Source organism: Rhodococcus sp. Eu-32, assembly GCF_003336925.1.
Lineage (GTDB): Bacteria > Actinomycetota > Actinomycetes > Mycobacteriales > Mycobacteriaceae > Rhodococcoides > Rhodococcoides kyotonensis_B.
This window is the reverse complement of the sequence record NZ_QGNK01000001.1, coordinates 292340-315709: the sequence shown is the minus strand read 5'-3', so window position 1 is coordinate 315709 and position 23370 is coordinate 292340. Positions and strand designations below refer to the sequence as shown.

General features: G+C 65.5%; 23 protein-coding genes. 2 read left to right on the top strand and 21 right to left on the bottom strand.

Annotated features, from left to right (window positions below; all coding sequences use genetic code 11):
* Positions 1-186: 186 nt before the first annotated feature.
* Positions 187-468, bottom strand: coding sequence for a glutaredoxin family protein (locus DK926_RS01575; RefSeq protein WP_114328148.1), 282 nt, complete (start codon positions 466-468; stop codon positions 187-189).
* 288 nt (positions 469-756) lie between these two features.
* On the opposite strand from DK926_RS01575, the gene DK926_RS01570 reads away from it, so the two are divergent.
* A complete protein-coding gene (locus DK926_RS01570; protein ID WP_068427487.1) occupies positions 757-1686 on the top strand; it encodes an HAD-IB family hydrolase in 930 nt (309 codons plus the stop codon).
* Here the strand turns inward: DK926_RS01570 and DK926_RS01565 are convergent.
* The 11 genes from DK926_RS01565 to DK926_RS01515 all read right to left on the bottom strand — a co-directional run bounded on the left by DK926_RS01565 (position 1683) and on the right by DK926_RS01515 (position 10712).
* Complete coding sequence (locus DK926_RS01565) at positions 1683-2171, bottom strand: GNAT family N-acetyltransferase (protein ID WP_114328146.1); 489 nt, start codon at positions 2169-2171, stop codon at positions 1683-1685. The two genes, DK926_RS01570 and DK926_RS01565, sit on opposite strands and share 4 nt — an antisense overlap.
* A 26-nt stretch (positions 2172-2197) precedes the next feature.
* Positions 2198-3244: a lysophospholipid acyltransferase family protein gene (locus DK926_RS01560; protein ID WP_114328144.1), complete on the bottom strand. Its 1047-nt coding sequence runs from the start codon at positions 3242-3244 to the stop codon at positions 2198-2200.
* Entirely contained in the window at positions 3241-4350 is a 1110-nt protein-coding gene (locus DK926_RS01555) for an NAD-dependent epimerase/dehydratase family protein (protein ID WP_165839479.1), read from the bottom strand. Before DK926_RS01555 ends, DK926_RS01560 begins: the two co-directional genes overlap by 4 nt.
* 210 nt (positions 4351-4560) lie before the next feature.
* Positions 4561-4662: an AURKAIP1/COX24 domain-containing protein gene (locus DK926_RS01550; RefSeq protein WP_003402602.1), complete on the bottom strand. Its 102-nt coding sequence runs from the start codon at positions 4660-4662 to the stop codon at positions 4561-4563.
* A gap of 262 nt (positions 4663-4924) precedes the next feature.
* Positions 4925-5161: a helix-turn-helix domain-containing protein gene (locus tag DK926_RS01545; RefSeq protein ID WP_068427418.1), complete on the bottom strand. Its 237-nt coding sequence runs from the start codon at positions 5159-5161 to the stop codon at positions 4925-4927.
* A 127-nt stretch (positions 5162-5288) separates the two neighbouring features.
* Positions 5289-6104 carry a pyrroline-5-carboxylate reductase gene (gene proC, locus DK926_RS01540; RefSeq protein WP_068427415.1) on the bottom strand — a complete coding sequence of 272 codons (816 nt, stop codon included), beginning with the start codon at positions 6102-6104 and terminating at the stop codon, positions 5289-5291.
* A 195-nt stretch (positions 6105-6299) separates the two neighbouring features.
* A complete protein-coding gene (locus DK926_RS01535) occupies positions 6300-7130 on the bottom strand; it encodes a thioesterase family protein (protein ID WP_114328142.1) in 831 nt (276 codons plus the stop codon).
* Positions 7127-7732: a MerR family transcriptional regulator gene (locus tag DK926_RS01530; protein WP_114328637.1), complete on the bottom strand. Its 606-nt coding sequence runs from the start codon at positions 7730-7732 to the stop codon at positions 7127-7129. The genes DK926_RS01535 and DK926_RS01530 overlap by 4 nt, the downstream gene beginning before the upstream one ends.
* A 68-nt stretch (positions 7733-7800) precedes the next feature.
* The gene (locus DK926_RS01525) at positions 7801-8643 is read right to left on the bottom strand and encodes a sugar phosphate isomerase/epimerase (protein WP_114328140.1); all 843 of its coding nucleotides are present in this window, start codon (positions 8641-8643) and stop codon (positions 7801-7803) included.
* Between the two features lie 9 nt (positions 8644-8652).
* Positions 8653-9762 carry a hypothetical protein gene (locus DK926_RS01520; protein WP_114328138.1) on the bottom strand — a complete coding sequence of 370 codons (1110 nt, stop codon included), beginning with the start codon at positions 9760-9762 and terminating at the stop codon, positions 8653-8655.
* Positions 9759-10712, bottom strand: a complete 954-nt coding sequence (locus DK926_RS01515) for a Ppx/GppA phosphatase family protein (protein ID WP_114328136.1) — start codon at positions 10710-10712, stop codon at positions 9759-9761. Before DK926_RS01515 ends, DK926_RS01520 begins: the two co-directional genes overlap by 4 nt.
* Before the next feature lie 33 nt (positions 10713-10745).
* Here DK926_RS01515 and DK926_RS01510 point away from each other — a divergent pair, with 33 nt between their 5' ends.
* Complete coding sequence (locus DK926_RS01510; RefSeq protein WP_114328134.1) at positions 10746-11546, top strand: hypothetical protein; 801 nt, start codon at positions 10746-10748, stop codon at positions 11544-11546.
* A 67-nt stretch (positions 11547-11613) separates the two neighbouring features.
* Here DK926_RS01510 and DK926_RS01505 read toward each other — a convergent pair whose 3' ends face one another.
* The 9 genes from DK926_RS01505 to DK926_RS01460 form a co-directional block, all read right to left on the bottom strand.
* The gene (locus DK926_RS01505) at positions 11614-12303 is read right to left on the bottom strand and encodes a response regulator transcription factor (protein WP_068427402.1); all 690 of its coding nucleotides are present in this window, start codon (positions 12301-12303) and stop codon (positions 11614-11616) included.
* Complete coding sequence (locus DK926_RS01500; protein ID WP_068427401.1) at positions 12300-13469, bottom strand: ATP-binding protein; 1170 nt, start codon at positions 13467-13469, stop codon at positions 12300-12302. The genes DK926_RS01505 and DK926_RS01500 overlap by 4 nt, the downstream gene beginning before the upstream one ends.
* A gap of 137 nt (positions 13470-13606) precedes the next feature.
* Positions 13607-14362 (bottom strand): phosphoglyceromutase, encoded by a 756-nt coding sequence (locus tag DK926_RS01495; RefSeq protein ID WP_068427400.1) that lies wholly within the window; start codon positions 14360-14362, stop codon positions 13607-13609.
* Positions 14363-14599: 237 nt separating this feature from the next.
* The gene (locus DK926_RS01485; RefSeq protein WP_114328132.1) at positions 14600-16075 is read right to left on the bottom strand and encodes a carboxylesterase family protein; all 1476 of its coding nucleotides are present in this window, start codon (positions 16073-16075) and stop codon (positions 14600-14602) included.
* A gap of 31 nt (positions 16076-16106) precedes the next feature.
* Complete coding sequence (locus DK926_RS01480) at positions 16107-17189, bottom strand: HoxN/HupN/NixA family nickel/cobalt transporter (protein ID WP_114328130.1); 1083 nt, start codon at positions 17187-17189, stop codon at positions 16107-16109.
* Positions 17186-18712, bottom strand: a complete 1527-nt coding sequence (locus tag DK926_RS01475; RefSeq protein WP_068427395.1) for a VWA domain-containing protein — start codon at positions 18710-18712, stop codon at positions 17186-17188. Before DK926_RS01475 ends, DK926_RS01480 begins: the two co-directional genes overlap by 4 nt.
* A gap of 6 nt (positions 18713-18718) precedes the next feature.
* Positions 18719-19942 carry a MoxR family ATPase gene (locus tag DK926_RS01470; RefSeq protein WP_243636584.1) on the bottom strand — a complete coding sequence of 408 codons (1224 nt, stop codon included), beginning with the start codon at positions 19940-19942 and terminating at the stop codon, positions 18719-18721.
* An 86-nt stretch (positions 19943-20028) separates the two neighbouring features.
* Entirely contained in the window at positions 20029-21321 is a 1293-nt protein-coding gene (gene mdo / locus DK926_RS01465) for an NDMA-dependent methanol dehydrogenase (protein ID WP_068427390.1), read from the bottom strand.
* Positions 21322-21529: 208 nt separating this feature from the next.
* Complete coding sequence (locus DK926_RS01460) at positions 21530-23119, bottom strand: AMP-binding protein (RefSeq protein WP_114328127.1); 1590 nt, start codon at positions 23117-23119, stop codon at positions 21530-21532.
* Positions 23120-23370: the final 251 nt, after the last annotated feature.

The following is a 23370-nucleotide window of genomic DNA, read 5'->3' as shown; positions in this document are numbered from 1 at the left end:
ACCGGCCGCGACGGCCGTTCTTCACGCTGATCCTGCTGATGCTCATGGTGGCGTCCGGCAGGGTTCGTTCCCCGCTGAACTCGCAGGAATCCCTCCTGCGCCTCAACCACGGTAACTGCTTGTGAACGAATGAACAAAGTCGCTGGATCCGTGCTAGAGGTGCCCTCACCTGCAAAGCGAGAGCAATCACACGTTCTTAGGGTGTCCTCGCGCAACCAGATCGGCGCGCAATCGGAGCTCGTCGACCTCCCAGTAACTGTGCTCACGGCCGTCGAGAAGGACGACGGGAACGCGGTCTCCGTACTCCGCGCGCAGGTCAGGCCTGGTCGCCGCGGCCTCGTCGACGTCGATCGTGTCGACGGTGAGCCCGTGCTCGGCGCACAACGCGGTCAGAACATCGAGAGCGTCGGCGCAGGTGTGGCAGCCCGCGCGGGTGAGAAGGACCACGGACGTGCGTTCGGATTCCATGCCCCTACTGTTTCACCGGCACCGCTCGAGACGAACGTCACACCGCGTCCTGCCCTCCGTGGTACGTCATCCGCCTGCAGGACGCTCGGTCGGTGACGGTCCCACGGTCTAGGGTTGTGGGTAGCGCTCGAGCAGGGAGGTACGCCGAAGATGATCGACGGGGGTTCCGAGACGCCTGGCACCGATTCGTCCGATGCCGACACGTCCAAGGCAACCGAGTCCGACGCCGCGTCACCCGAGACGGCTGCCGAACTCGACCTGCCTGTGTCCGACGTGCCGGACGCCGACATGCTCGAGACGTCCGACCCGGAGACCGACAAACGGCGCAAACGTCGCTTTCGGAATCCGCTCGGTCCGACCGACGCACAGGTTCGCGCCAGCGTCGCAGGTGAGGCCAGCGCCGACGCCGCCATCGCGTTGCAGATCGAGGGCGGCAACACCGTTCCCCTCGACCTGACCGCCGCGGCGTTCTTCGACGTCGACAACACGATGGTCCAGGGTGCGTCGATCATCCATTTCGCCCGTGGCCTTGCAGCGCGCAAGTACTTCACCAGTGGCGACCTGGCCCAATTCGCTTGGCAGCAAATCAAATTCAGAGTGAGCGGCAAGGAGAACAGCGACGACGTCGCGAGCGGCCGCGAGAAGGCTCTGTCGTTCATCACGGGCCGGTCGACCGCCGAACTCGCACGACTCGGCGAGGAAATCTACGACGAGCTCATCGCCGACAAGATCTGGCCTGGCACCGCAGCGCTCGCCCAGATGCACCTCGACGCCGGCCAGCAGGTCTGGCTCGTGACGGCGACCCCGCTCGAACTTGCGCAGATCATCGCCGAGCGTCTCGGCCTGACGGGTGCGTTGGGTACCGTCGCCGAGAGCAAGGACGGCATCTTCACGGGTCGGCTCGTCGGCGACATCCTGCACGGGCTCGGCAAAGCGCATGCGGTCCGCACGCTCGCCATTCGCGAGGGCCTCAATCTCAAACGGTGCACGGCGTACTCGGACAGCCACAACGACGTGCCGATGTTGTCCCTCGTCGGCACTGCCGTCGCCGTCAATCCCGACGCCGACCTGCGCGAGCTGGCGAAGAACCGCGGCTGGGAGATTCGCGACTTCCGCACCGGCCGCAAGGCGGCGAAGATCGGCGTCCCGACGGCGCTGGCTCTCGGCGCGGTCGGCGGCGGGCTCGCGGCAGTCCTGGGCCGACGGAAAGCCGCCTAGAGCGTCAACTGCATCAGCGTCAGATCCAGCCACCGGTCGAACTTGACGCCGACCTGCGGCATCTGCCCGACGGTCACGAAGCCGAACTTCTCGTGCAGTGCGATGGACGTCGAGTTGAGCGATTCGATGACGCCGACGAGCACATGCACTCCGGCGTCACGAGCACGTGCGATCAGCTCCGTCATCAACGCACTCGCGACGCCTCGCCGGTGAAAGTCGCCCTGCACGTAAACCGAATGCTCCATCGTGAGCCGGTAGCCGCTCTTGGGCCGCCACTGCGCGTACGACGCGTATCCGGCGACCCGGCCGTCGATCACCGCCGTCAGGACGGGGTAGCCGGCGCGTATTCGACCGTCGAGCCACTCCATCCGGTCGTCGAGACCGACTTCCGTCTCGTCCCAGATCGCCGTCGTGTTCCTGATGGCGTCGTTGTGGATCTCGAGGATCGACGGAAGGTCTTCGGTCACGGTGTCGCGAATGAGCACCGGGACGACTTTACGGGTCTTACGGGTCAGCCGAGGAAGACGTTCCTGCGCTTGGCGAGCAGCCGGTACAGGGTGTGCTGGATGGTCTCGCGCACGTGGTCGGTGAGCTCGAACAACACCATCGGATCTTCCGACGCCTGGGCGTCGTACGCGTCGGTCGGGATCGGCTTGCCGAACTCGATGTACCACTTCGACGGCAGCGGAATCAGCCCGAGCGGGCCGAGGTGCGGGAAGAACGGCGTGACCGGGAAATACGGCATACCCATCAACCGCGCAAGCGGGGCGATGTCGCCGATCTTGGGATAGATCTCCTCGGAGCCGACGATCGAGCACGGCACGATCGGAGCACCTGCACGTAGTGCGGCCGAGACGAATCCACCGCGCCCGAAGCGTTGCAGCTTGTATCGCTCGCTGAACGGCTTGCCGATTCCCTTGAAGCCTTCCGGGAACACGGCGGCGACCTCACCCATCCGCAGCAGGCGTTCCGCATCGGGATTGCACGCGAGCGTGTGGCCCGCTTTGCGCGCGATGGTCCCGACGCCCGGCATCTCGAATGCCATGTCCGCGGCCAACATTCGCAACGGGCGACGCTGCGGGTGATGGTCTCGGACGGCGACGGACGCCATGAGCGCGTCGATGGGAATGACACCGGCATGGTTGGCGACGACGAGCGCACCGCCGTCGTCGGGGATGTTCTCGATGCCCTTGATCTCGACGCGGAACCACTTGTCGAACAGCGGCCGCAGCAAGGGAAGCCAGACCGCGTCGGCGAAGTGCGGGTCGTATCCGAACTCGTCGACCGAGTACTCACCGGCCAGCCGTCGGCGGACGAACTCGGCGGTGCCCGCGATCTGCTCGACCAGTTTGTCCTTGACGGCGTCGACCGGCGACGGCTCCGGCGCCTCGGTGGGCATCGGCAGTGCCGGCGTCGGCGTGATCAGCGGGGTGGGCGGCGACGGCTCGGTGTACGACGACGGATGCCTGCTGCGGCCCTGATCGGCATGGCCGGCGGGACGCACGGAACGCCCCGACCCACCGCCGTGCAGTGGAATTACCTTGGCCACGTCCGTCACCCTTCCCGTCCTGAATCCGTTGTGGCCAAAGCTCTCCGTGATACGCCTGCTCCCGTCTCGACCGCCGCGAGCAACCGCTTCTCCACCGTGTCGACCCAGTCGACTCCCAGTACGGGCCGCAGTGCGGCGCCCCGGACGAAGTCGTCGAACGCCTGAACCGTGGTCCACCGCGGCTCGAAACCGAGGTCCGACCGCATACGCGTCGTGTCGAGCCCGCAGCCGAAGTGGAAATAGTCGAGTTGCTCGGTCGTGAACTCGCGCATCATCCCGCCCATCAATGCGCGACCCACGCTCTTGAACAACGCGAACGGCACGGGCACTTCGATGCGTCCTGCGCGACGGATTGCCTGCGACAGCATGATCGTGCCGTCCGCACCGACGTTGAAGGTGCCTGCGGGACCGCTGACAGTGGCCCGCTCGAGCGCCGCGAGCGCGTCTTCCTCGTGCAGCAGCTGCATGCGCGCGTCGCGCCCGATGATGCTCGGAATGACGGGTGACGTCATGTATCGCGAGATGGTTCCGTTGAGCCTCGGCCCGATCAGCGGCGCCATCCGCAGGATCGACACGGCGATGTCGGGGCGACGACGACCCAGACCGCGGAGATAGCCCTCGATGTCGATCGTGTCGCGGGCGAACGCACCCTTCGGTGGGCGCCTGGCACTCATTTCCTCGGTGAACTTGGCCGGGTCCTTGGCGCTGCATCCGTACACGGACGACGACGACCGAAGCACGACCTTCTGCACCGTCGGCGACTTCTGACATACCGCGAACAACTGCATCGCGCCGATGACGTTGAGATCCTTCATCGTGGCGCGGCCGCCGGACTTGGGCGGCTTGGTGATGGTCGCCGCGTGCACGACGGTGTCGACGGACGCGTTGCGGATGACCTTTCCGATGAGCGGGTTACGGATGTCCGCACGAACGAATTCCGCCCGGCCCATGCGTCGCAGCAGATCCTTGCTCGGTGAACGGGCGTCGACGGCGATGACTCGTTCGATCGACGGATTCTGCGCGAGACGCGTGACGAGATATCCACCCAGGAACCGGCTCGCCCCCGTGACGAGAGCCACTTTCGGCGCTGCCACGCCGCGGTCGATCGAGTTCACCGACACCCCCGTCCCTGGCCGCAGTCTGCTCTACGCGGGTCCTCCCGCAGGCTCCACTCTCAGCAGCCTACTGGAATACCGAGAAGATGCGAGCGCTCACGAAAAGGCACCCTGTGCAGGAAGAATGTATGTGCGGACAACCTGACCGCAGAGCTTCTGCGAAAACAAAAGAGCCCGTCACCGGACGGTGACGGGCTCTTCGGCGAAGCTTTACTTACCGAGTTTCCTGCGCTGCACTCGGGTACGACGAAGCAACTTGCGGTGCTTCTTCTTCGACATGCGCTTGCGACGCTTCTTGATCACTGAACCCATGGCGGGTATCCCTCACGTTCTTCTCTTGCGTTTCGCGCACGCGAAGTTGCGTACGCCTACCTGGCGCCTCGAACTCCCCCGGCACCCTGTCTGACACGACAAGTTGCCGGCGAAGCCGTCGATTCACCGAGCTGGCGCTCGGGCCTCGTTGTTCGCGGCCCGTTGCAACGGCAGCGACTGGCACGACGGATGTCGATCTTACCGGTGGATCCATCGATCCACGAAACCGGCCCGACTTCCGCCCGTAAGCCGCTGTTCTCCGTCAGCCCGCGTCGAAGTACGACGTCTCGAGGTAGTCGTGTACCGCCTTCGCGTGAACACGGAACGACCGACCTACTCGAACTGCAGGCAGTTCTCCGCTGTGCACCAGCCGGTACACAGTCATCTTGGACACCCTCATCAGCGTCGCCACCTCGGCGACCGTGAGGAATTGCGTTCCAGCTACGGCTGGCTGACCATCCGAGGACGAAACCTTGGACGGCTTGTTTGCAGGCGCCATCAATCCACATACCTCCGGCACGTCTCGCGCGGCAGGCTTCCCCTCCTGCCGAACAGACACGCACGTGCTACCCGTGAGCTTAACGTGACTCGTGAGGTTACTGCGACGGGTGTCGGTAAGAGAATTTCTATTCGGGTGTGATGCCCATCTCAGTGGCCCGGTCGTTCGCGGCGCCCAGAGCATCGAAAAACGCAGCTCGGAGGCCACCTTGCTCCAATTTTCGGACTGCAGCAGCCGTCGTGCCACCGGGCGAAGTGACGGCATATCGAAGTTCTGTCGGCGTTTCGTCCGAACGATCGAGCATTGCCGCCGATCCGACCATCGTCTGAACCACCAGCGCCGACGCGACGTCGCGCGTCAGCCCGAGACCGACACCGGCGTCGATCATGGCTTCGGCGACCAGGAAGAAATAGGCCGGTCCCGAGCCGGACACCGCGGTGACGGCGTCGAGCTGGTTCTCCTTGACGGTGACGACCTTGCCGACGGACGACAGAATGCCGCGGACGAGTTCCAGATGCTCGGCCTTCGCGTAGCGGCCAGGTGCCAGGACGCTGACGCCCTCGCCGACGAGCATCGGCGTGTTCGGCATGACACGGATGACAGGGAAACCGGCAGGGAGCTTCGGCTCGAACTTGACGGTCGGAACACCGGCGATCAGAGACACGATCAGCTGCTCACGTTCGCCGTCCAGGTCGGTCTTCGCGATCTCGGTGACGACGGCCTCGGCGTCGCCCGGCTTGACGGCAAGCACGATCACGTCGGCGTTCTCCGACGCCTCGGAGATGGTCGTCGTCAGAATTCCGTACGTCGACGCCAGCTCTGCGGCCCGCGCCTCGAACTTCTCGGCCACCACCAGGTCACGGACCGCGTGACCCGACTCGAGGAGACCCGCGATCAGCGCCTCGCCGATCCGGCCACCTCCGATTACTGCAATTCTCGTCATGGTCGTAAGCCTGCCACGATGTGGCTGCGCCACCCGTGTGTGGGTAGTTGGTCTCTGTTCCGACTATCCGCGCACGGCGGGAGTGGAGCCTGCAGGAACGACCCGATTGCGGCGGGAGTGGAGCCTGCAGGAACGACCCGATTTCGGCGGGAGTGGAGCCTGCAGGAACGACCGGGTTTCGGCGCCGAAGGCGCCCTATCGCGGGACCATCGCCAGCTGCCTGCTCTGTACGACGACGGCGCCCGTCGAGTCCAGGACGAGGTGATCTTCCTCGAACCATGTCCCACCGATGACCGTGCTGCTCGCGGCCACTCGCAGCCACCCGGGCGCGGGAGCTCGCCGCAGATAGGCCGTCAGCTGAACCGTCGGCGCCCACCCGAACATGCCGCGGTTCATCGTGACCGGTGCGCAGATGTCGCCCGTCATGAGCGCGAACAGCACCGCGGTGTCGACGTCTGCCTCGTCGTCGGGACGCGGACGTACCCACATCCGGACCTCCGGCTCGCCCTGCTGGCCGGTCAAGAAATGAGCGGACGACGGATCGATCCGCATCTCGCAGCCCTGCGCGAGGTGCACGATCGACGCCATCGGATGGTCACCACCGATCGCCTGGGTCTCGGCAGGCGGCTCCGCGGGCATCGACGCGAGCGACGACGCCACCTCGTGGCGCGGCGCGTCGGTGTCCGGACGTCCCAGCGTGACGACGGCCCGGACGGCGACGCGTCCGCCCTGGCTCAGCTCGACGTCGACGTGGCTGACCTGCTTGCCGCGCTTGCGGACGATCGTCGCCAGGTCGACCCCACCCGGATCGGGCGCGTTCAGATAGCTGGCGCTGACCGCGAGCGGCTGTAGGTCGTCGCCCGCCAGTTGTGCCTTGGCTGCGGCGGCGCAGGTGGCGAGCAACGTACCGCCGTGCACTTTCGGACCGATCGTCCAGGTGGAGTCGATCACCGCGGCGAACGTGCCCTCGGTGTCGCCGAGGTCGATCGTCGTGACCGTCGTTGCGGTTCGGAACGGGCTGGTCATTGTTCTGGCCTTTCGAGTGCCGAGGCGATGTCGTGGTGGGCGAGGCGCCGCAGTGCCGTGATGACGGGTTCGTAGACGGCCGTTCCGATCACCGCGTATTCGACGGCGGCTTCCACGGAGTCCGGCATGAGCGAGAGGTCGTAGTCGGCGATACCGCGGATATGGCGTCCGTACACCTCGAGACGCTCGTCGGTCATCGGAATGCCGACTTCCTCGGCCGCCCGGAGCGCCCGTTCGAGCTGGGCGACCGCGACGAATCTGGGGTCGTAGACCTGTCCCAGCTTCTCCAACGCCGCCTTCGCTCGCGGGTAGTCGGGGACGTCGACGTCGTAAGGCGGCAGTTCGGCGATTGCGCGTCCCAACGTCTCGAACAGAGACGCCTTCGGGTGCTCGATCAGGCGCAGCACTGTCCCGATTCGATCGATCGAGAGTCCGGCGCCGGCCAGCGCCTTGATCAACGCGAGCCGCTCCACGTGCTCGTCGCCGTACGTCGACTGCGTGGCACTCGTCGACTTCCCCGGCATCAGCAGGCCTTCGCGAAGGTAGTACTTCACCGTGGCCAGCGGGACACCCGAGGTGGCCACCAGCTCCGACACGCGCACGAGAACCCTTCCCACCAGTTGGATACTTGAACTATCCAACCGACCCTATCGCATGGTCTCCCGATCGATCAGCGCAGGTGACGGCGCGCGAACGCCAGAGCCTGGCCGAGCATCGACGACCGTTCCTGCAGCGTCCTCGCGTTCTGAGTGTTGATCTCGACGACGGCCTGACCGCGGAAGCCGCGTCGCATCAGCTCGGCACACACCTCGACGCACGGCTGCTCACCGTGCCCCGGGATCAGATGTTCGTCGATCGACGCACCACGCCCGTCGGCCAGATGCAGATGCGCGAGGCCGTCGCCCATGCGGTTCATGAGGTCGACCGCGTCGGCGCCCGCGGTCGCGGTGTGCGACAGATCGAGCGTGTAGTGGGCGTGACCGGAATCGGTCGGATCGTACGACGGGGCGAACGCCGACAACGCCGCGCCGGGCCCGCCACGTTTGCGCAGCCGAGCCGCCGATCCTTCCTTGCGGCCGAAGAAGCGGTCGGCACGCATCGGGAACATGTTCTCGACCGCCACGATGACGTCGGAACCCATCTCGAGATCCGCGACTTGGTCGGAGAAGCCGTCGGCGTAGCGCTTCTGCCATCGGAACGGCGGGTGCACGACGACGGTGGCAGCGCCCAGCTTCTCTGCCGCCTGCACCGATCGCTCGAGCTTCGCCACCGGATCCGAACCCCACACGCGCTGCGAGATCAGCAGGCAGGGCGCATGAATCGCCTGCACCGGCACCCCGTACTTACGCGACAACGCGGCGACGCCTTCGACGTCCTGGCTGATCGACTCGGCCCACACCATCAGCTCGATGCCGTCGTAGCCGAGTTCGGCGGCGAACCGGAACGCAGCCTCGGTGTCCTGCGGATACACCGAAGCGGTGGACAGTCCGACGGCAACCTCAGGCGCGCTCATGACGCCTTGTCAGCCGGTACTCAGTTGGAACGCGAGCGGCCCGAGCGTCACGAACACCCCGACCGCGATCGCGATGACCATGCTGATCATGTCGTCCGTTCGTCGCAAAATGCGCACGACGGCGACCAGTCCGACGATCACCAGCACGGCCAGGATCAGTGCGACCCACGGAAGCATGTCCCACAGCTTCTCGAAGCCCTTGAACAGCAGCGCGCCGACGACGATCGCGACGACGCCCTGACCCGCGAGAACGAGCCACTGCTTGGCGGCGTCCTTCTTGGCCGGGGTCGTGGGGGCGTCGGAGTCGCCGGAATCGTCCGTGACCGCATCGGTGATCTCGGTGACCGCGTCGTCGGAATTGGAGGTGCGCGAGGGGTTCTTCTCGTCCTTGTCGACGGCGTCCTTGTCGACGCCGTCCGCGGGACGCTCGACCGCAGGCATCGCGCGAGTGACCGGCTTCGCCGTCGTCGACGTGGTGTCGGCCTTCGCCTCGGGCGTCGAAGCGACCTCGGGCTTCGGCGCGACAGCGGGCCTCGGCGCGACGACGGGCTTCTGCGCGACGGCCGGTTTCGGCCGGGCCTGGGTTTCCGACGTCCCGTCGGTCCTGGCCGTGACGTCGGTCTTGGGCTCGGCGTCACGCTCGGCTCGATCGGACCGGTTGCGCTGGACGAACCCAGTTGACCGCGAGCGCGACGTGATCGGAACCGGTCGCTGAGACGGGACGGACCCGTACGGCCGTCGCTCGTTCTCGTCGTGCGCCTTGTTCATCAGGTCGCCTGCGGCGGTGGTCGAACCGGACAGCAGTTCCGGCTCGGGTTGCGCGCGCTTCGGTTCGGAAGGCTTGGACTCAGCAGGCTTGGACTCAGCGGCCTTGGAGGCTGCCGGTGTCGGCTTCGGGGCCGCCTCGGGCTCCGGAGTGATGACGGGGGCCTCACCCGCGGTCGGTTCGTCGCGGACGACGGGGATCTCGCCGGTGAGTTCCGCGACCGAGATGCCGCCCTTCACACCGCGCCGACGTCGGCCGCCCGTGCTGAAGTTGCCCTTCTGCCCGTTACGCGCGAGGAGTTCGGCGACGGAAATCTGCCCGGTGTCCTCCGGGTTCGTGTTGTTCTCGGTCACGTCGTGCTCACCACCAGATCGCCGTCCGTTTCGGTGTCCAGCTTCCGCAAAATCAAACCTTCCCTGAGCGCCCACGGACAGATCTCGATCGTATCGATCGACAAAGCCCGCATGCTCGCCTCTGCTACGAGCGCCCCGGCCACCAATTGCGGTGAGCGGTCGGCGCTGACTCCTTCCAATTCTGCACGGTCCGCCGCGGTCATCCGCGATATGAACGCTATGAGTTGCCTGAGACCGTTCGCCGTCAACGTCCGCGGCACCCGCGGGCCTGCCGCCGACGGTGCCGCACCCGTCAACCGCGCGAGCGAACGGAAGGTCTTCGACGTCGCGACCACTCGGTCGGGCTCTCCTGCGCCGAGCAGCTCCTTGGCCGGTGTCGCGAGTTCCGCGTCGAGCCAGTCACGCAGGACGGCGACGCGCCGCTTGCCGGGCGGGTCGGCGTCGAGCCAATCCCGCGTCAGACGGCCTGCACCGAGCGGCAGCGAGAACGCGACGTCCGGATCCTCGTCGCTCCCTGACGTCAGTTCGAGCGAGCCGCCACCGATGTCGATGTTCAGAATGCGTCCTGCGCTCCACCCGAACCAGCGTCGAACCGCGAGGAACGTGAGACGAGCCTCGTCGACGCCGGACAGCGTCTGCAGATCGACGCCCGTCTCGTTCTTCACGCGGGCAAGGACGACGTCGCAGTTGTGCGCGTCGCGGACCGCGGAGGTGGCGAACGCCATCAACTCCTCGCACCCGGACTTCTCGGCGATCGCTGCGAAGTCGCCTACCTCGTTCACCAGGCGTTCTGCACCGGCCGCGGTGATGTTGCCGTCGGCGTCGGTGTTCTCCGAGAGCCGGAGCGTCGCCTTCGACGAACTCATCGGAGTGGGGTGACCACCACGATGTGCATCCACCACCAGTAGATGCACGGTGTTGCTTCCGACGTCGAGCACCCCTAATCGCACACAACCACGGTACTGGGTCTAGCGTCGTCACTTGTGACAGCAGGTAGCAAGCAGCCGACCTTTGCTGCAGAAGTCGATCTGGATTTCCCCCGCGAGTGGGTGGAATTCCCCGACCCGGACAACTCCGAACACATCATCGCGGCGGACCTGACGTGGTTGCTGTCGAACTGGACTTGCGTGTTCGGCACGCCCGCCTGCCAGGGAACCGTCGCGGGCCGCCCCGACGACGGATGCTGTTCGCATGGCGCGTTCCTGTCCGACGACGACGACAAGAAGAAGCTCGACGAGTCGGTGAAGTTGCTCACCGCCGAGGACTGGCAGTTCATGGAGAAGGGCCTGGGCAAGAAGGGCTACGTCGAGTACGACGACCTGAACGACGAGGAATCGCTGCGCACCCGGCGCTACAAGGGCGCGTGCATCTTCCAGAACCGGCCGGGATTCGCCGGTGGAATCGGCTGCGCGCTGCACTCGATGGCGTTGAGGAAGGGCATCGAGCCGCTGACGGTGAAGCCCGACGTCTGCTGGCAGCTCCCCATCCGTCGCACCCAGGACTGGGAAACGCGTCCCGACGGCACCGAGATCCTGAAGACGACGATCGGCGAGTACGACCGTCGCGGCTGGGGCGAGGGTGGACACGACCTGGCGTGGTACTGCTCCGGCTCCCCCGACGCGCACGTCGGCAGCAAGCAGGTGTTCGAGTCGTACAAGCCCGAGCTGACCGAACTGCTCGGCAAGGCGGCGTACGACGAGTTGGCGTCGCTGTGCAGGCGTCGTCGCGGACTCGGGCTCATCGCCGTCCATCCGGCGACGCGTGAGGCGCAGCGGACGAAATAGGGGCCTTCGGCCCACGTGCGTGAAAATACATAGCGGGCTATACATTCCCACGCACGTGGGCGAAGCCCTACCCCTCGAGCTTGTAGCCCAGACCGCGGACCGTGACGAGATGCTCTGGCTTGGCGGGATCGGATTCGATCTTCGACCTCAGACGCTTGACGTGCACGTCGAGGGTCTTGGTGTCGCCGACGTAGTCCGCGCCCCACACCCGATCGATCAACTGGCCACGCGTCAGCACGCGGCCGGAGTTACGCAACAGGTACTCCAGCAGGTCGAATTCCTTCAGCGGCAACGTGATCTGCTCGTTGTCGACCATCACCACATGCCGCTCGACGTCCATGCGCACCGGGCCTGCTTCGAGCACGCCGGTGTCGGCCGCGCCGTCGATGTCGGCGTCACTGCCGCGTCGCAGTACGGCACGAATCCGCGCGATCAGCTCGCGAGCCGAGTACGGCTTGGTGACGTAGTCGTCGGCGCCGAGTTCGAGACCGACGACCTTGTCGATCTCGCTGTCCCGCGCCGTCACCATGATCACCGGAACACCCGACCGTGCACGCAGCTGCTTGCACACGTCGGTACCGCTCATACCGGGAAGCATGAGGTCGAGCAGAACGATGTCGGCGCCCGCACGATCGAATTCCGCGAGAGCCGAGGGTCCGTCACCGGCGACCGTCGCCTCGAAACCCTCCTTACGGAGCAGAAAGGCCAAAGGATCGGCCAACGATTCCTCGTCCTCGACGATCAGCACGTTGGTCACTGTTTCTCTCTTTCCGTCGACCCGGGGTCGTCTTCCTCGAAATAGGCGGGGATCTGAAGGGTGAAAGTCGATCCGGTGCCGAGCTTGCTCCACAGCGAGATGCTCCCGTTGTGGTTGGCTGCGACGTGTTTGGCGATGGCCAGGCCGAGGCCCGTCCCGCCGGTTGCCCGCGAACGCGCTTTGTCGACGCGGAAGAATCGTTCGAAGACCCGTTCCTGGTCTTCCTTGGCGATGCCGATGCCGCGGTCGGTGACGGCGAAGGCGACGGACTGGCCGCGTAGCGCGCGGCTGACCGACACCGGCGAGCCGTCGGGCGAGTAGGCGATGGCGTTCTGGATGAGATTGGCGAGGGCCGTCACCAGCAGCGCCTGATCGCCCAGCACCTCGAGGCCGCTGGGGTGGTCGGTCGTGACGGTGATGCCGGCGTTCTCGGCGGCGAGCTTGGACCGGTCGAGCGCGGCGGCCACGACGCTGTCGACGTCGACGACCTCGAGATCCGGCAGCTTCTCCGCCCCTTGCAGCCGAGACAGCGCGATCAACTCGGTCACCATGTTGCCGAGCCGCTTCGATTCCGCGACGACCTTTCCACCGAAGTGGCGTACCGAGTCCGGGTCGTCGGCGGATTCGAGAAGCGCCTCGGCGAGCAGACTCATCGCACCGACGGGCGTCTTCAGTTCGTGGCTGACGTTCGCGACGAAGTCCCGACGCGTCGCCTCCATCCGGACCTGCTCGGAATCGTCGTCGGCGAACAGGACGACGAAGCGACTGTCCTCCTTGCTGAGGAGACGTGCGACGGCTTTGACTGCGATCCTGTCGCGTCCGGTGCGTGGGTTCTTGGCGGTCAGATCGATCTCGACGGACTGCCCGTCTTCGAGAACTTTTTGCGCCGCCTCCCACGCCCGATCGTCGATGAGGCGATTACGCACGAGGCCCAACTCCTCGGCCCGCGGATTGAACAGGACTACGTCGTGGAACTTGTCGACGACCGCGATCCCGCTCTCCGACGCCAACACGATCAGGTCCAGAACCTGGGACATCGTCAAGCCCGACGACGCTCGTCGCCGCTCCGAATGTCGCGTGTTGATGTACGGGATGAGAACACCGCCGACGAGGTATCCACCGAACGCTGCAGACAATGCCAGCAGGACGGCCGATGCAACACTCACACCGGAATCGTACGTTCGATGGACAGCTCACATACGCAGGGTGCAGGCATTTCCCTGGTCGTCACAGCCCTCGTCGACGATGTTCTTCGTTCGTTCACCTATTGTTCCGGAGAAACGGACTCCCGGAGCGGATCCTGCTACTTGGCACCCTGGTTCGCGACGGCGGCAGCGCCGGCGGCTGCGGCCTCGGGGTCGAGGTAGGTGCCACCCGGGTTCGACGGCACGAGCTTGCCGTCGCCGCCCTCGAAGTCGTACTGCAGCGGGATGCCCGTCGGAATGTTCAGCGCGGCGATATCGGCGTCGGAAATCTCGTCGAGGTACTTCACGAGTGCGCGAAGCGAGTTGCCGTGAGCGGCGACGAGGACGTTCTTGCCCGCGCGCAGCTCGGCGACGATGGTCTCCTCGAAGTACGGAATGAGCCGGTCGACGACGTCCTTCAGGCATTCCGTCAGTGGGACGCTGTCCAGATCGGAGTACCGGGCGTCGGCATCCTGGCTGTATTCGCTGCCTGCCTCGATCGGCGGCGGAGGGGTGTCGTAGCTACGACGCCACAGCATGAACTGCTCGTCGCCGTACTTGTCCTTGGTCTCGGCCTTGTTCAGACCCTGCAGAGCGCCGTAGTGCCGTTCGTTGAGTCGCCAATCGCGGACGACGGGGATCCAGTGGCGATCGGCCGCGTCGAGCGCGATGTTCGCCGTGCTGATCGCCCGGCGCAGCAGTGACGTGTACAGCACGTCGGGAAGCACGCCGGATTCTGCGAGCAGTTCGCCTGCGCGCTTGCCCTCGGCCTCGCCCTTCTCCGTCAGGCGGACATCGACCCACCCGGTGAACTGGTTGGATGCGTTCCATTCACTCTCGCCGTGGCGGAGCAGAATCAAGGTTCCGATACTCATGCGGCCAGTTTCTCACGCGGGCGCCCAGCTCTCGCGGTCGCCGATCCACGTTCAGGCGTCGACAGGCTTTCGCGCCACCAGCACAGCCACCATCACCACGGCCGTCAGGGTGATGGGAATCGGTATGACCGGGTCGAGAAGCACCAGCACAGCGCCCACCGGCACGACTGTGGAGGCGCCTCCGGCGCACGTGCGCGGGAATGTGTAGCGGGCTATACATTCCCACGCACGGACGCGTCAGCGCACCCCCGCCCAGACCTCGCGCGTCGAAGGACGCGGGTCGTCGACGACCGACGACTGTTCGCCGAACATCATGACCGAGCGGTCGTCGCCGTAGCGGACCCATCCGGGGTCACCGTCGCGCACGAAGTCGACCCAGGCCCGGTGCATCTCGTCCGCGAGCTTCTGCGGAGGGTTCGCGCCGGTGATGCGCGCGGTCTCGGGCTTGCCCAGCACGTCGAACACGAACGGGATCTCGAGCGCGTGACAGGCGCCGAGATTTCCGTCGAACAGCGTTGAGCGCCAAGCGAATTCGTAGACGAACGCCCGCCCGCCCCGCGATTCGACGACGCGGAGCGCCGGGATCCGAAAGAACCAGTCCGTCATCACTGCGATCAGCAGCTCGCCGGGAGAGGCGTCGGGTAGCTGCGCGCGGTAGGCGTCGACCGCGGTGTCGACGTCGACGCCGTACGCGCCGAGCAGCAGCCGAATCCGGTCCTCGTTCACGTAGCCGGTCACACCTGCGGGCACGAGGAAGAACGCGAACTCCTCACTGGTGGTCCCGATCAGAATTTCGACGTCCACGCCCGCACCCCCGGCGATGCGCGCATACGGCAACTCCGGCACCACGTCACCGTCGATATACGGCTCGAACGGCATGACGTTGAACGCGAGTTCGCCCCACGCACCCGTCGGCGCCTCGGCCGAGATTCGATCGCCGAGTTCGCGCTGGGCGTCGACGAACTGCTCGACCGGGACGGACGCCAGTCCCTCGGCCGTCGGCTGCACTCCGACGGCCTGAGCCAGTGCTTCCGCCACCTTGGACGCCGTCGGCTCCGAGATCACGTGGTGTCCGGCACCGCTCTGCAGGATTGCGCGCTGGAACAGCCCTTCCGCACGCGGCATCGACACCAGCGTCCCGACGCTCATGGCCCCGGCCGATTCTCCGGCGACCGTCACCCTCCCCGGATCACCTCCGAACGCCGAAATGTTGTCGCGTACCCATTCCAAAGCCGCAACCTGGTCCAGCAGGCCCCGGTTCGCGGGCGCGCCCTCGATGCGCGCGAATCCGTCGGCGCCGAGTCGGTAGTTGATCGCCACCGCGACGACGCCGTCGCGGGCGAACGCCGAACCGTCGTAGATCGGCACGGCGTTGCTGCCGTTGACGAACGCGCCGCCGTGAATCCAGACGAACACGGGCAGGCCGGACTCCTCGGTGCCCGGCGTCCAGACGTTCAGGTTGAGGCACTCGTCGCCGGGCACGACCGGCTCGACGAGGATCTCGCTGGTCGGCGGCCGGTAGCCGATCTTGGGTGCGGTGGCGCCGAGCGTCGTCGCGTCGCGTACGCCGTCCCACGTCGGAGTGGCCGTCGGCGCCGCGAAGCGCAACGGTCCGAACGGAGCTTCCGCGTACGGAATTCCGAGGAACGAGGTGACCGCTCCGTCACGCTGCCCGCGCAACCGGCCCTGAGCTATGTCGAGAGTGACGTCCATGAACCTTTACTACCCGATTCAGGGTCCCGCACTACTCGATTCTCGCGACCTTGTAGTAGACCAATGCACCGATCCACACGGCGAAGAACGTGCCGACGACGAACTGCCCGGCGAGATTCAGATCGATCGACGCGAGGAAATCCCACGGCTGCCCGGTCAGCCCGAGTTCGTCGCCGAGCAGAGACAGCAGCTGCACCGACCCGATGACGACGGCGACGAAGATCGACAGCGACGTCATCGTGATGTTGTAGTAGATCTTTCGTATCGGGGTGACGAACGCCCAGCCGTACGCCTTGGACATGAAGATCCCGTCGATGGTGTCCATCGTCGTCATGCCTGCGGCGAAGATGATGGGCAACGCGATGATCGCGAGCGGCGGCAACCCTCCTGCCATCGCCGTCGTCCCGGCGACGGCGAGAAGCCCGACCTGGGTGGCCGTGTCGAATCCGAGCCCGAACAGCAGGCCGAGCGGGTACATCTGCCAGGAGTCCTTGATGAACCGGTCGTAGCGTCCGCGGAAGATGCGGTTCAGCAGCCCACGTTTCGCGAGCAACTCGTCGAGGTGTTCCTCCGAGTACTCCCCTGCCCTCGCCCGTCGCCACACCCGCACGATCCCGGCGAGGACGGCGAGGTTGAGCACCGCGATAAGGAGCAGGAATCCGCCCGACACGAGCGTGCCTATGATGCCTCCGACGCCCGCGAACGCATCTTGGAACGCAGTGGCTTTCGCGGCCACCACGGCGATCGCTGCGACGAACACGAACACGACCGTCGAATGTCCGAGAGAGAAGAACAGCCCGACGGCCAACGGCCGCTTGCCTTTCTGCAACAGGAATCGCGTCGTGTCGTCGATCGCCGCTATGTGGTCGGCATCGAATGCGTGACGCATCCCGAGTGTGTAGGCGAGTACTCCGGCACCTGCGTAGACGAGAGTGCCGTCGGCGCCGGTCAATTCGTGAATGCGTGGGATCGCGTTGTAGTGCGCGAACAATCCCCATCCCACGACGTGCAGACCGGCGATGAACACGAACATCCCGACCAGGCGCGGAATCTCGTCGCGCGTGAACCGACTACGCCGGTCCGAGGTGGCCGCGGGCCTGTCCAGAGTCGTCATCGTCCCACCTGTTCCGTCGCGAGCGCGTCGGCGGTGCTCGTCAGTCCCGTCAGGTCCCGTACGACGCGCACACGCTGGCAATGTTCGGCATAGAGCGGCAAGTCACACGAGCCGAGCCCCCACGAGTACCGCGGTTCGGGTGTCAGCCAGATCGTTTCTCTTGCGCGACGCGTGATCTCGGCGAACGCCTCGACATTGGGATCGAGACCGTTCGATCGTCCGTCCGCCAGAACCACCACGGTCGTACGACGACTCACCGCGTTGCCGTGCTCGTCGAGAAATTGCCCGAACGCATTTCCGTGATCGGAGTTGCCGTCGACGTCGAGCACGTCACCGCCGAACACCAACCCCAACGCATGTTCGACGCTGTGGTCGGCGAACAGATCGGTGATCTCCACCAGTTCGGAGACGAATGCGAAGGTTCGCACCTGACTGACCAAGTCCTGCAGGCCATGTACGAGATGGAGGGTGAACCGGGCGGTGGCGCGGACCGACAGGCTGACGTCCGTCAGCAGTAGCAGCCGTGGTTTGTCCTCGCTGCGCTGCACGGTCACGGGCCGGAACGGGACACCGTCGTACCGCATGTTTCGACGCATCGTCCGGCCCGAGTCGACGCGTCCGCGCGCGCCTGCTTTTCGGCGATGTGTCAGCGCACCGTGCAGCGATTGGGTCAGCCTCCGCAGCGATTCTTCCAGTTCGGCCCGCTCGTGCTCGCCGACGTGATCGACCTTCGCGACGCGGTCCTCACGGCCCTCGACGACGGTGTTCTCCAATGCCAGAAGCGATTCCAGATGATGTTTGAGCGCAGCAGGCAGGTTGGCCAACACACCTGCGAGACGTTCACGCAGCGCCGTCGCTTCGTCGAGCACGTCACCTTGCACGTCGTCGGGTAGGTCGTCGAGCCAGCCGAACAGGGCATCCTCCTCCGCGACCGACAGATCCGCGTCGACCTTGGTGCCGGTCGACGTCGAGATCTTGCCGGGTACGCCTGCACCCTTCAGGTGATCCGTCTCGATCTGGATGCGTTCGCCCTGACCGAGATTGTCGGTCGAATCCTTGCTGAACACGATCTCGTCGGTCATCGCGGCGAGGTCGATCTTGTTCGCCTCCTGATGCAGGTTGTACTGCGTCGCGAGGTCGTCCGGATCGAAGAACTCGCGGATGTCCGACGGCGCCCCGTGTTCGTGCCCCTGCTCGGGGAGGTTGCCGGGCTCCTCGCTGAGAGTGAAGGATTCGAGCAGTCCGTCGTCGGACAGGTCGTCGTGACCGTGTCCGTGTCCGCGTTGACCGTCGTCCTTCTGCACCTTCACCAGCGCGAAGAACAGGTCGAAGACCTCCTCGAACACCGGGTCCGAGTCGCGATCCTTGACCAGCGCGACGCGCAGCGCCTCGCGCAGAAGCCGACGATCGGCGAGCAATCCCGGCTGCGCAGCTGCTTCCATCGCGTCGAGCATCTCGGGCACCGAGATCCTCATGCCGCGCAGCCGGAGCAACCGCACGAAGCGGTGCAGACTCTGCTCCACGGTGACTCAGGCCTTCCGGTTCTTCTTGCTGCCGAACCCGTTCGCGAACGAGCGGCTGCCCTGCGTCCTCGGCACGTCCTTGGCCGGCGACGGCGTCGATGCCGTCGAGCCTCCGTAGTAGTTTCCGTGGCGGCCGGGCTCGTCCTTCGACGCGCGGATCGCACGACCGTCTGGACCCGAATCATCGTCCCCCACAACGGACAAGGGCTCCTCGTGACCATGCCCATGACCGTGCCCATGACCGTGACCGTGACCATGGCCGTGATCGAGATCGATGACGGCGTTCGGATCGACGAGACGCGGAATCGCAGCGGTCGCCTTGCGCACGTCCTTGTCGTACTTGACGACGACCGACACCGTGTCGTTCAGCAGCTTGGCGGTCAGCTCGCTCGCACCGAGGACCGCGAGAGTCCTGGCCCAGTCCACGGTTTCGGAGATGCTGGGCGACTTGCGCAGTTCCAGGTCACGCAATCCACGCACGACGTCGACCAACTGGCCGGCGAGGGCACCCGACAAACCGGTGTCCTTCGACACCACGATCTCGAGTTCACGCTGGGCCGACGGGTAGTCGAGGAAGCTGTGCAGGCAACGACGTTTCAGAGCCGCCGAGAGATCGCGGGTGTTGTTCGACGTCAGAATCACGTACGGGGCGACCGTCGCGGTGAACGTGCCGAGCTCGGGAACCGAGATCTGGTTCTCCGCAAGCAATTCCAGCAGAACCGCTTCGAGCGCCTCGTCGGCACGATCGACCTCGTCGATCAGCAGGACGACGGGTTCCTCGGAACGAATGGCCTCGAGCAGCGGGCGAGGCGCCAGGAAGCGCTCGGAGAAGAACACACTGTCCTGCGCGGCAATGCGATCGACTGCCTCACCCAGAGTCTCGGTGTCGGCGACGAGCTGGCCGATCTTCTCCTTCAGCACCTGGGTGTACAGCAGCTGCTTGCCGTAGTCCCACTCGTAGAGCGCTTTGGTCTCGTCCTGGCCCTCGTAGCACTGCAACCGCAGCAGTCGACGCCCGGTCACCGCGGCGAGAGTCTTTGCCAGCTCGGTCTTTCCGACGCCGGCCGGCCCTTCCAACAGCACAGGCTTGTCGAGCCTGGTCTGGAGGAACACCGTCGTCGCAAGGCGTTCGTCGGCGATGTAGCCTGCGTCGCCGAATCGGCTGACGACGTCGGCGACGGAGTCGAAATCTGGCCCTGCCGAAGCATCGATGGGCGTCGGGACTGACACGGTGCGTTCCTTCCGAGAAGAGTGTCCGACCCGCTCCCGCCCGCAGCAAGGGGTTCCGCGGGCGGGAGCGAGGATCGAGGGAGAGATCAGCCGATCAGGTCGTCCAGATCTCCGTGCACGGAGTGCTCGACGACGGGGCGGACCGTCTCGAACGTGCATTCCTTCAGGTTGCCCGGGGTGCAGGCGTCACCGAGGACGTGGTGGGTGATTCGGTCGATGTCCTTGTCGTCACCGACGATCTTCGGCGAGTTCTCGTAGTACTTCGTCGGGCCCTGGCCGAGACGGTTCTTGCTGTAGCTGTTCTGGTCGACGTCGGCGAACTTCTCCGGAATGCCGACGTCGCGCAGCAACTGGATCGCTGCTTCGAGCGCGGCGTGCGATGCACGCTGGTCGGACATGCCGTGGGTGTCGATGCCCATGGCGACGGCGATGTCGGCGAACTTGCGGTAGTCGGCCGTCATGTTGAACGCCCACACTCGCGGCAGCGCAATGGCGTTGTTCAGTCCGTGGTGCGTGTCGTAGAACGCGCTGACGGCGTGGCTGATCGAGTGGATGATGCCGAGGCCGCCGGAGTTGAACGCCTGGGCTGCGATGTACTGCGCGTACATCATGCCCTCGCGGCCCGGCAGGTCCTCACCGTTCCACGTCGCCGCGCGGAGATTGGCCACCGTCATCCGAATGGCATGCAGCGCATTGCCTTTCGACGGCTCGAAGTTCAGGCGCGAGACGTACGGCTCGCTCGCGTGCGCGAGAACGTCGAAGCCACACTGTGCGGTGTAGTCGGTCGGGCAGCTGTAGTACAGGACCGGATCGTCGATCGCGAGCGTCGTCACGGACGCGTCGTCGAAGGCGACGTACTTGTGCGGGTTGTCGGGGTCGGTCGTCGTATCGGTGATGACGTACGCCCACGACGTCTCGGAACCTGTTCCTGCCGTGGTGGATACGGCGATGTGCGGCGGGTTCTTCGGGTTCTCGCTCTTGTTGAAGCCCTCGAACTCGTTGACGCTACGTCCGTCGTGTGCGACGGAGATACGAGCGCCCTTGCACGCGTCGTGCGCGGAGCCGCCACCGATGGACACGAAACTGTCGCACTTGTTCTCGGTGTACATCGCCACGGCGTCCATGACGTTGTAGTCCTTGGGGTTGGACTCCACCTTGTCGTACACGACGACCTCGAGGCCGTGGTAGCGCATCGACTCGACGATGTTGTGCACGATGTCGGTTCCGCGCAGGCCGGACGTCATCACGAGGGTCTTCTTGAATCCGAGCTTGAGTGCCTCCGGACCGATCATCTCGTGCGCGCCGGGGCCCATCATGGCGCGTGGGAACGGGTGGAACTCCTTGATGGGGAACGGCTTGAGTAGGTCGTCGACCTGCATGGAAGGATCCTCTCCGCGAAACGGAAAACGTCTGATGGTCTCGCAACGCGGTTCGAGCCACGGTGCTGAGAACGACGCTAAATCCGAGAGTGCAGAGGTGTCAGTCACTTTCCGGCGAGACTGTTCCGTAAGTCACGAGAAGGCCCCTATGAGACAGGAAGGCCGCCTACCCGATCGGGTAGGCGGCCTGACGAGAGCTCGACCTGTCCTATTTCGTGGTCTCGGCGGCCCGCAGATCCTTACGGAGGATCTTGCCTGCAGCCGACTTCGGGACGATGTCGATGAACTCGACCTTGCGGACCTTCTTGTGCGGCGACACGCGCTCGGCGACGAACGCGATGACCGCGTCCTCGTCGATGGTCGCGTCGGCCTGGCGTACGACGAACGCCTTCGGAACCTCTTCGCCCTCCTCGTCGAGGACACCGATGACCGCAGCGTCGGCGATCTCCGGATGCGTCAACAGCAGAGCCTCCAGCTCGGCCGGCGGCACCTGGTAGCCCTTGTACTTGATGAGCTCCTTGAGCCGGTCGACGATGTAGACGACGCCTTCGGCGTCGACGACGGCGATGTCACCGGTGTGCAGGAAGCCGTCGTCGTCGAGGGTGTCGGCGGTGGCGGTGGGGTTGTTGAGGTAGCCGGCCATGACGTTCGGGCCCTGCACCCACAGCTCACCGGGCTTGGACAGCCCTTCGGACGGAAGATCCACTTCCTCGCCCGTCTCCGGGTCGACGAGCTTGTTGACGGTGTTCGCGAGCGGCAGACCCACCGAGCTGAGCGCCATGTCGTCGCGGTCGAACGGGATGGCGTGGCTGACGGGGCTGAGCTCGCTCATGCCGTAGCCCTGACGCACGCGCGTGTCCAGACGCTTCGCGACGGCTTTGCCCAGTTCTTCGTCGAGCGGCGCGGCACCGGAGAAGATGGTGTGCACGCTCGACAGGTCGTACTGATCGACGAGCGGGTGCTTGGCCAGCGCGACGGCGACGGGCGGGGCGATGAACAGGTAGGTCAGCTTGTGCTCCTGGATGAGCTTCAAGAACTCGACGAGGTCGAACTTGGGCATCGTCACCAGGTGCGCGCGCAGCTTCAGCGCGATGTTGAGCAGCACGGTGAGGCCGTAGATGTGGAAGAACGGCAGCAGCGCCAGGATCGCGTCGTTCGTGTCGATGCCGACGCGCGGCTCCATCTGAGCGACGTTGGCGACGAGGTTGCGGTGCGTCAGGATGACGCCCTTCGGCACGCCCGTGGTGCCGGACGAGTACGGCAGTACCGCCACCTGCGTCGCCGGGTCGAAGGAGACCTCCGGGGCGGGAGCGCCTTCGGCGAGCAGGTCGCGCAGGCTCGGGTGCCCTTCGGCGCCGTCGAGCACGATGACGTGGTCGTCTGGGATGCCGACCTTCTCGGCTGCCGCCTTCGCCTGCGGGTACAGCGGCGAGACCGTGAACAGGAACTTGGCACCCGATCCGGTGAGCTGCTTCGCGATGTCCTCTGCCGTGTACAGAGCGTTGATGGTGGTGGCGGTGCCACCCGCGCGCAGAATGCCGTGCAGCACCGACGCGAACGCGGGGACGTTCGGCGAGTGCAGTCCGACGACGTCACCCAGTCCGAGGCCCCGTGCCGCGAGGGCGCCGGCGATGCCGTCGATCTGCCCGATCAGAGCCCGGTACGTGGTGACGGCTCCCGACGACCCGTCGATCAATGCAGGCTTCTCGAGATCGTCGTCCGAGATGGATCCGAACAGGTAGTCGTAGACGCTCAGATTCGGAATCTCGACATCGGGAAAGGGGCTCTTGAAGCTCATGACTCTCCTTCGAAACGTGCATCGGCAACTTGTCAGAACACTACAGTGAAAGCCGTCACAACGGACATGAGCCCTACTGGGGAGTCAGGTTCGGATCTCCTGTCGACCATTGCGCACGGCCCGGCGATGTGGCAGCCACTCGCGATGCAGGTCGGACCCCATCGGCTGTCTGGCAGGCTGCCAGGTTCACCGCGCTTCCTGGCAGCTCGGTTCGGGAGTGCTCACGAACCCCGGGATTTGCTTGAATTACC

What these genes read in the sequence shown, in the direction of transcription:
- DK926_RS01535 (WP_114328142.1), bottom strand. Translation starts at nt 7,130, where the DNA reads ATGACCAGCCCGTTCCGAACCGCAACGACGGTCACGACGATCGACCTC.
- DK926_RS01545 (WP_068427418.1), bottom strand. Translation starts at nt 5,161, where the DNA reads ATGGCGCCTGCAAACAAGCCGTCCAAGGTTTCGTCCTCGGATGGTCAG.
- mdo (WP_068427390.1), bottom strand. Translation starts at nt 21,321, where the DNA reads ATGCAGGTCGACGACCTACTCAAGCCGTTCCCCATCAAGGAGTTCCAC.
- DK926_RS01575 (WP_114328148.1), bottom strand. Translation starts at nt 468, where the DNA reads ATGGAATCCGAACGCACGTCCGTGGTCCTTCTCACCCGCGCGGGCTGC.
- DK926_RS01480 (WP_114328130.1), bottom strand. Translation starts at nt 17,189, where the DNA reads ATGACGACTCTGGACAGGCCCGCGGCCACCTCGGACCGGCGTAGTCGG.
- DK926_RS01485 (WP_114328132.1), bottom strand. Translation starts at nt 16,075, where the DNA reads ATGGACGTCACTCTCGACATAGCTCAGGGCCGGTTGCGCGGGCAGCGT.
- DK926_RS01525 (WP_114328140.1), bottom strand. Translation starts at nt 8,643, where the DNA reads ATGAGCGCGCCTGAGGTTGCCGTCGGACTGTCCACCGCTTCGGTGTAT.
- DK926_RS01570 (WP_068427487.1), top strand. Translation starts at nt 757, where the DNA reads ATGCTCGAGACGTCCGACCCGGAGACCGACAAACGGCGCAAACGTCGC.
- DK926_RS01495 (WP_068427400.1), bottom strand. Translation starts at nt 14,362, where the DNA reads ATGAGTATCGGAACCTTGATTCTGCTCCGCCACGGCGAGAGTGAATGG.
- DK926_RS01460 (WP_114328127.1), bottom strand. Translation starts at nt 23,119, where the DNA reads ATGAGCTTCAAGAGCCCCTTTCCCGATGTCGAGATTCCGAATCTGAGC.
- DK926_RS01550 (WP_003402602.1), bottom strand. Translation starts at nt 4,662, where the DNA reads ATGGGTTCAGTGATCAAGAAGCGTCGCAAGCGCATGTCGAAGAAGAAG.
- proC (WP_068427415.1), bottom strand. Translation starts at nt 6,104, where the DNA reads ATGACGAGAATTGCAGTAATCGGAGGTGGCCGGATCGGCGAGGCGCTG.